This is a genomic window from Actinoplanes sp. NPDC024001 (assembly GCF_040638955.1).
Classification (GTDB): Bacteria; Actinomycetota; Actinomycetes; order Mycobacteriales; family Micromonosporaceae; genus Actinoplanes.
The window spans coordinates 20,816-27,389 of record NZ_JBEZZB010000144.1 but is presented as its reverse complement, the minus strand read 5'-3'; the positions used below and the strand labels follow the sequence as shown (position 1 = coordinate 27,389).

The following is a 6,574-nucleotide window of genomic DNA, read 5'->3' as shown; positions in this document are numbered from 1 at the left end:
CCGGCCGCTGCGGCAGGCGGGCCGGCCACCAGGTCCGCTCGCCGAGTTCCAGGGCGAGCGCCGGCACGAGCAGGCTGCGCACCAGGAAGGTGTCGATCAGCACGCCGGCCGCGACGATCACGGCCATCTGCAGCGACGGGACCAGCGGCAGCAGGCTCAGCGCGGCGAAGGTGGCGGCCAGCACCAGGCCGGCGCTGGTGATGACCCCGCCGGTCACGGTCAGGGCGCGCAGCACGCCGGGGCGGTGCCCGATCCGGCCGGCCTCCTCGCGGGCCCGGGTCATCAGGAAGATGGTGTAGTCGACGCCGAGGGCGACCAGGAAGAGGAACACCTGCAGCGGCAGGGTGATCATCAGGTTCGGGTAGCCGATCGCCGTCAGGATGAACCCGGCGACGCCCAGGGCCGCGCCGAATGACAGCACCACGCTCGCCATCAGCAGCAGCGGCGCGACCAGGGCGCGCAGCAGCAGGATCAGGATGGCGAGGACCACCGCGAGGATCAGCGGGATGACGATCCGGTTGTCCCGGTTGACGGTGTCCTCCAGGTCGATCTGGTAGGCGGTGTCGCCGCCCACCAGGGCGTCGGCGCCCGGCACCGCGTGTACGGCGCTGCGCAGCTCGCGAACCGCGGACATCGCCGCGTCGCTGTCCGGCACGTCGGCCAGGACCGCGTCGATGCGCACCCACCGGCCGTCGGGCGAGGTCTGCGGGGCGGTCACCTCCTCGATACCGGGAATGGCGCGGGCCGCCGCGGCCACCGGTTCGGCGGCGCCGGCCGCGGCCACGATCTCGACCGGGGCGACCACACCGCTCGGGTAGTGCGCGCTGATCATCTTCTGGCCGGTGACCGAGCCGACCTCGGTGGTGAACGACTCCTCGGCCGGCTGCCCCAGCCCGAGGTTGGCGACGCCGGTGCCGAGCAGCGCCAGCAGGGCGAGGCTGGCGATCCAGATCTGGCGCGGGCGGCGGCCGACGAACGCGGCGACCCGGCCCCAGACCCGGTGGTCGCCGGTGGTGTCGTGGGCGGCGGCGCCGGGCGTGTAGCGCGGCACGAACGGCCAGAACACCCAGCGGCCGAAGATCAGCAGTACGGCCGGGAGCAGCGTCGTCATGGCCAGCAGCGCGCAGGCGATGCCGACCGCGCCGATCGGGCCGATCCCCCGGGTCTCCGGCATGTCGGCGGCGAGCAGGCAGAGCAGCCCGGCGATGACCGTGGCGGCGGAGGCCACCAGCGCGCCCAGCGAGCGGCGCAGGGCGACGCCCATGGCCCGGTGCCGGTCGGCGTGCCGGCGCAGCTCCTCGCGGTAGCGGGCCACGATCAGCAGGGCGTAGTCGATGCCGACGCCGAAGACGAGCACGGTCAGGATGTTCTGGCTCTGCAGGTCCACGGCCAGGCCGCCGTGCTTGGCCAGCAGGTAGACGATGGCCGAGGCGAGCTGGCTGGCGATGCCGGCGGTCAGCAGCGGCAGCAGCCACAGCACCGGGCTGCGGTAGGTGATCAGCAGCAGCACGCTGACCGCGACGCCGGTGGCGATCAGCAGCGTGACGTCGAGCCCCTCGAAGGCGTCGAAGACGTCGGTCTCGGCGGCCGCGGAGCCGGTCAGCGCGGTACGCATCCCGCCCGCCCCGTCCGACAGCGTCTCGCGCACGTCGTCGAGCGAGCCGTCCACGGTGAACGAGACGAGGACCGCCTTGCCGTCCGCGCTCGGGAAGGCTTCCGCGACCACGCCGCCCTCGGCGTGCTCCCGGTACGCCTGCCGGTCCGCCTCCACCTGGGCCCGGTCGGCGCCGGTGAGCCCGGTGTCGCGGACGTAGACGGCCACCGCGACCGGCGCGTCCGAGGAGGGGAACGCCTGCGCGGCCCGGGCCTCGGCCCGGCTGACCTCGGCGCTGTCGCTCAGTGAGCCGAGGGTGTCGTTGTTCTGCACGTCGCCGAGCGACAACGCCAGCGGTGTGACGGCGGCCAGCACGGCCAACCAGAGCGCCACCAGTACGTACTTCATCCAGGTCATGCTTCGATCCAACGGCGAGCGGCCGTGGAACTCAGGAGTGCAGGAACCCCACCCTGGTGGTGCTGGCACCACCTTCAGATGCGCAGGTACGCCAGGACCGCCATGACGCGGCGGTTGTCGTCCTCCGACGGCGGCAGGCCGAGCTTGGCGAGGATGCTGTTGATGTGCTTGCTGACGGCCTTCTCGGTGATGAAGATGCGGGCGGCGATGGCCGCGTTCGACCGGCCCTCGGCCATCAGACCGAGCACCTCGTGCTCGCGTGGGGTGAGCCCCTTGAGCGGCTGGTCGGACGCGCGGCGGGCGAGCAGCTGGGCGACCACGTCGGGGTCCATGACGCTGCCGCCGTCGGCGACGCGCTGCACGGCGTCGAGGAACTGCTCGACGTGGGCGACCCGGTCCTTGAGCAGGTATCCGACGCCGCCGGCACGGTCGGAGAGCAGCTCGCGGGCGTAGAGCTGCTCGACGTACTGGGAGAGGACGAGCACCGGCAGGCCGGGGATCCGCGCGCGGGCGGCGACCGCGGCGCGCAGCCCCTCGTCGGTGAAGGTGGGCGGCAGCCGGACGTCGACGATCGCGATGTCCGGCTTGTGTTCCAGCAGGGCCGGCAGCAGCGCCGGCCCGTTGTCGACCGCGGCCACCACCTCGTGGTCGAAGGCGGTGAGCAGCCTGGTCAGTCCGTCGCGGAGGAGGGCGAGATCTTCGGCGATGACAACGCGCACGGCAGCTCCATGGTCACAACGGTCGGCCCGCCCCGAGGGCTGGTGACCGTCATTGTTCCATCGAAGGCCGCCAGCCTTCGCTGCACGCCACGCAGGCCGGAGCCGCCCTCCGGGTCGGCGCCGCCGGCGCCGTCGTCGGTGACCCGGATGCTGAGCAGCCCGTCGTGGTGGCGGATGCCCACCCGGGCCTGCCGGGCGCCGCTGTGCTTGACAATGTTGGCGAGCATCTCCGCGACGCAGAAGTAGGCCGCCGACTCGACCGGCGCGGGCAGCCGCCCGGGGATGTCGACGTCGACCTCGACCGGGACGGCCACGGTCAGCGCGAGCGCCGACACGGCGCCGCCGAGGCCACGTTCGGCCAGCACCGGCGGCAGGATGCCGCGGACCACCTGGCGCAGTTCGCCGAGCGCCTGCCCGCTCGCCTCGCGGGCCTCGGCCAGCAGTTTCTCGGCCGCGTCCGGGTTGCGGTGCAGCAGCGCCTCGGCCAGGCCGATGTTCATGCCGAGCGACACCAGGCGGGCCTGGGCGCCGTCGTGCAGGTCGCGTTCGATCCGGCGCAGCTCGGCGGCCTGCGCGTCGACGGTGTCGGCCCGGCTGGTGGTCAGGGTGGCGACCCGCTGCCGCAGGGCCGACGCGGCGGTCGGGGCGAGCAGCAGCCGGCCGAAGTGGAAGCCGGCGCGCAGCAGGAACGGGCCGGCGACCAGTCCCACGAGCAGCAGGAACAGGCCCTGCGGGACGGTGGACAGCGCGGTCGGCAGGTCGTCGAGCGGCCAGGTGGCGCCGTAGCCGTACCAGTCGAGGACGCCGTAGAGCAGCACCGGGACGAACAGCGCGCCCTCCAGGCCGTAGACCGGCAGGGCGAAGGCCAGGATGCCGAGGACTCCGGAGATGATCGCACCGGGCAGCAGCCAGGCGAAGTCACGCCAGGTGGCCGGGTCGCTCACCACCGCCCGGAAGCGCCGCCACGAGCCGAGCGGCGCGTTCTGCGGGATCGGGTGGTACGGCGTGGCGATGTGCACGCCGGACCACCCGGCCAGCCGTCTTTCCAGCTCCGCTCGCCACCGCACCGCGACGACCACCAGCGGGAGCGCCACGATGCCGATGCCCAGGACCGGGATCAGCGCTGTCGCGGTGACCATGAGCGCGAAGAGCGTGATGTTGGCCGAGAGCGACAGCACCGCGATCAGCAGACCGCGCACCGCGGTCACGGCCCGGTCCTTGAGCACCTGCGAGATGTCTCTGTCCACACCGCTCATTCTTAGAGACGGCGTGCCACCGAGTCAGGGGTGCCAGGACCCCTCAGTGCCGGGCGGCCAGCACCCGGCCGGCCTGGGCGGCGGCCTCGTGGGCGGTCTTGCGCATCAGCTCGGCGGCCTCGGTGAAGGCGTCCAGGGCCGGGTTCACGCCGACCAGGGTGAACTCGCGCTCGATCAGGGTGAGGTCGGCGCCCCACATGTCGGCGACGACGCGGCGCAGGTAGTCGGTGTTGTGGTCCCAGCCCTCGCGAGGGGTGCCGGGGCCGTACGCCCCGCCGCGGGTGGTGAGCACGACGGCCGGCTTGCCGTCGAGCAGGCGCTCGCCCAGCTCGCCGCCGGCGATGGCCAGGTCGATCCAGACCTTGGCGTGCTGGGAGATGCCGTAGTTGTAGAGCGGCAGCGCGAGGATCACCGCGTCCGCGGCACGCAGCTCGCCGGCCAGCTGACCGGCCAGGCTGACGGCGCCGTGGTGGGCGTCGGTGCGCTGCTCGGCAGGCAGGTAACCGGCGTGCACGGCGTGGGCCCACGCGTCGGCGGGCAGCGGCTCGGCGCCCAGGTGACGCCGCACGAACTCGGTGCCGGGACGGGCGGCGGCCCACTCGCTCTCGACCAGGTCGGCGAGCTCGGTGCTCGCGGAACGCGGTCCCTGGATGCTGGCGTCGATACGCAGGACAGCCATGATTCTCCCTGTCAGGCAGCGAACTTGAATGTTCAACACGAGAATGGCACCGTTGTGTTGAATGTTCAAGTGCCAAGGTCGAGTATCGTGCTGTCTCGTGAGCGATCCCACAGACGTCCCCTGGCTGTCCGACGGCGAACGGCACGCGTGGATGGCGCTCACCACCGTGCTGATGAGCCTGCCGCCGGCCATCGACGCGCAGCTCAAGCGGGACGCCGGGATCAACTTCTTCGAGTACCAGATCCTCTCCTCGCTCTCCCACGCGCCGGACCGGTCGGTGCGGATGAGCGCCCTCGCCCACCTGGCCGCCGGCTCGCTCTCCCGGCTCTCGCACGCGGTCAGCCGGCTGGAGCGGCAGGGCTGGGTGGAACGGCGCAACGTGGAGACCCCCCACGAGGCCCGGTGCGTGGTCGCGGTCCTCACCGACGCCGGGATGGCGATGGTCGAGCGGACTGCGCCGGGCCACGTCCGCGAGGCCCGGCGACTGGTCTTCGAGGCGCTCAGTCCGGAGCAGGTGGCTCAGCTCGAGAAGATCAGCCACCAGCTGATCACGGCGGCCGCGCCACACCTGCTCAGTTGTTTGAAGTAAGCAGACCGGCCGGCCGGCGGGCGACCGACAGCACGTCCAGCAGCAGGGCGGCCAGAGCCACCACCGCAAGCAGGGCCAGGCCGAGGGCGTACGACTGGAACTGGCCGTAGATGGTGCCCATCACCAGCGGCGGCACGAAGCCGCCGAGGCCGCCGGCGGCGCCGACGATGCCGGTGACCGCGCCCACCTGGTTGGCCGGGGCGACCTGGGCGACCAGGGCGAAGGTGGCGCCGCTGCCGGCGCCGAGCGCGGCCGCCATGGAGAGGAAGGCGATCGTGCCGAGCGGAGCGAGGCCGGGCGTGAACGCCTGCACCAGCGCGCCGACCGCGACCACGCTCAGCGAGACGGCCAGCACACGGGTGGCCGGGACCTTGTCGGAGAGCCAGCCGCCGACCGGGCGCATGATGACCGCGAGCACCACGAAACCGGCCATCCGGTTGGCGGCGTCGGCCTGGGTCAGGCCGTAGGCGGTCTTCAGGTAGGCGGGCAGGTAGACCGAGAACGCGACGTAGCCGCCGAACGCGACCGCGTAGAGCGCGGACGCCTGCCAGGTGATCCTCAGCCGCAGGGCGGCGCCGAGACGCTGCGCGAGCGGCGCGGTGGGCACCGGCCGATCGGGCGCGTCGCGCATCACGAACCAGGCCACGACGGCGTACGCCGCCAGCACGGCCGCCGTGAGCACGAACGGGGTGGCGGTGCCGCCCGCGTCGACCAGCTTGACGGTGGTGAGCGCGCTGACCGCGGTGCCGCCCATGCCGGCGCCGAAGATGCCGATCGCGAAGCCGCGCCGGTTCGGCGGGAACCAGGCGTTGACGAACGGGACGCCGACGGCGAAGACGGTGCCGCCGATGCCCAGGAAGAAGCCACCGATCAGCAGCGACGCGAGCGCGTCGTGACCGAACAGCCCCAGGTAGAGCACCGGGACGATGGTCACCAGCGAGACCAGCGGGAACATGATCCGCCCGCCGAACCTGTCGGCCAGCGCCCCGACCGGGATCCGGCCGACCGAGCCGACCACCACCGGCACCGCCACGAGCAGCGCCTGCTGGAACGAGGTCAGGTCGAGCGCGGCCTGGAACTTCGCCGCGAGCGGGCTGAGCAGCGCCCACGCCCAGAAGTTGACTGCGAACCCGATGGTGGCGAGGGCCAGCATGAGGTTCGCGCGGCGAGGTGTCGCCGGGGATGTGCTCATCAGATTCTCCGCTGAGACAAGTCGAGGCCAGGTCGTCAGGACTCACGGTCCCGGAATGGCTGCTCACCAGGTAGGGACTTTGTACCCGCCCCGAGGGCCCGCATGCCGGCGGTCGGGACTTTCGGCCT

The 6,574-nt window shown here is 72.6% G+C and carries 6 protein-coding genes; 1 reads left to right on the top strand and 5 read right to left on the bottom strand.

The window, feature by feature from the left end; translation table 11 throughout:
- The 4 genes from AB0F81_RS38930 to AB0F81_RS38915 all read right to left on the bottom strand — a co-directional run.
- A partial coding sequence (locus AB0F81_RS38930; protein ID WP_360206205.1) for an MMPL family transporter occupies nucleotides 1-2,002 on the bottom strand: 2,002 nt, incomplete at its 3' end.
- An 83-nt stretch (nucleotides 2,003-2,085) separates the two neighbouring features.
- Nucleotides 2,086-2,730: a response regulator transcription factor gene (locus tag AB0F81_RS38925; protein WP_360206202.1), complete on the bottom strand. Its 645-nt coding sequence runs from the start codon at nucleotides 2,728-2,730 to the stop codon at nucleotides 2,086-2,088.
- Nucleotides 2,682-3,977, bottom strand: a complete 1,296-nt coding sequence (locus AB0F81_RS38920; protein WP_360206199.1) for a sensor domain-containing protein — start codon at nucleotides 3,975-3,977, stop codon at nucleotides 2,682-2,684. Before AB0F81_RS38920 ends, AB0F81_RS38925 begins: the two co-directional genes overlap by 49 nt.
- 52 nt (nucleotides 3,978-4,029) lie before the next feature.
- Nucleotides 4,030-4,665, bottom strand: coding sequence for an NAD(P)H-dependent oxidoreductase (locus AB0F81_RS38915; protein ID WP_360206196.1), 636 nt, complete (start codon nucleotides 4,663-4,665; stop codon nucleotides 4,030-4,032).
- A 97-nt stretch (nucleotides 4,666-4,762) separates the two neighbouring features.
- Between AB0F81_RS38915 and AB0F81_RS38910 the strand changes: the two genes are divergently transcribed.
- Nucleotides 4,763-5,254, top strand: a complete 492-nt coding sequence (locus tag AB0F81_RS38910; protein ID WP_360206194.1) for a MarR family winged helix-turn-helix transcriptional regulator — start codon at nucleotides 4,763-4,765, stop codon at nucleotides 5,252-5,254.
- Here the strand turns inward: AB0F81_RS38910 and AB0F81_RS38905 are convergent.
- On the bottom strand, nucleotides 5,238-6,446 hold the full coding sequence (locus tag AB0F81_RS38905) for an MFS transporter (RefSeq protein ID WP_360206191.1): 1,209 nt from the start codon (nucleotides 6,444-6,446) through the stop codon (nucleotides 5,238-5,240). The genes AB0F81_RS38910 and AB0F81_RS38905 overlap by 17 nt on opposite strands.
- Nucleotides 6,447-6,574 lie beyond the last annotated feature (128 nt).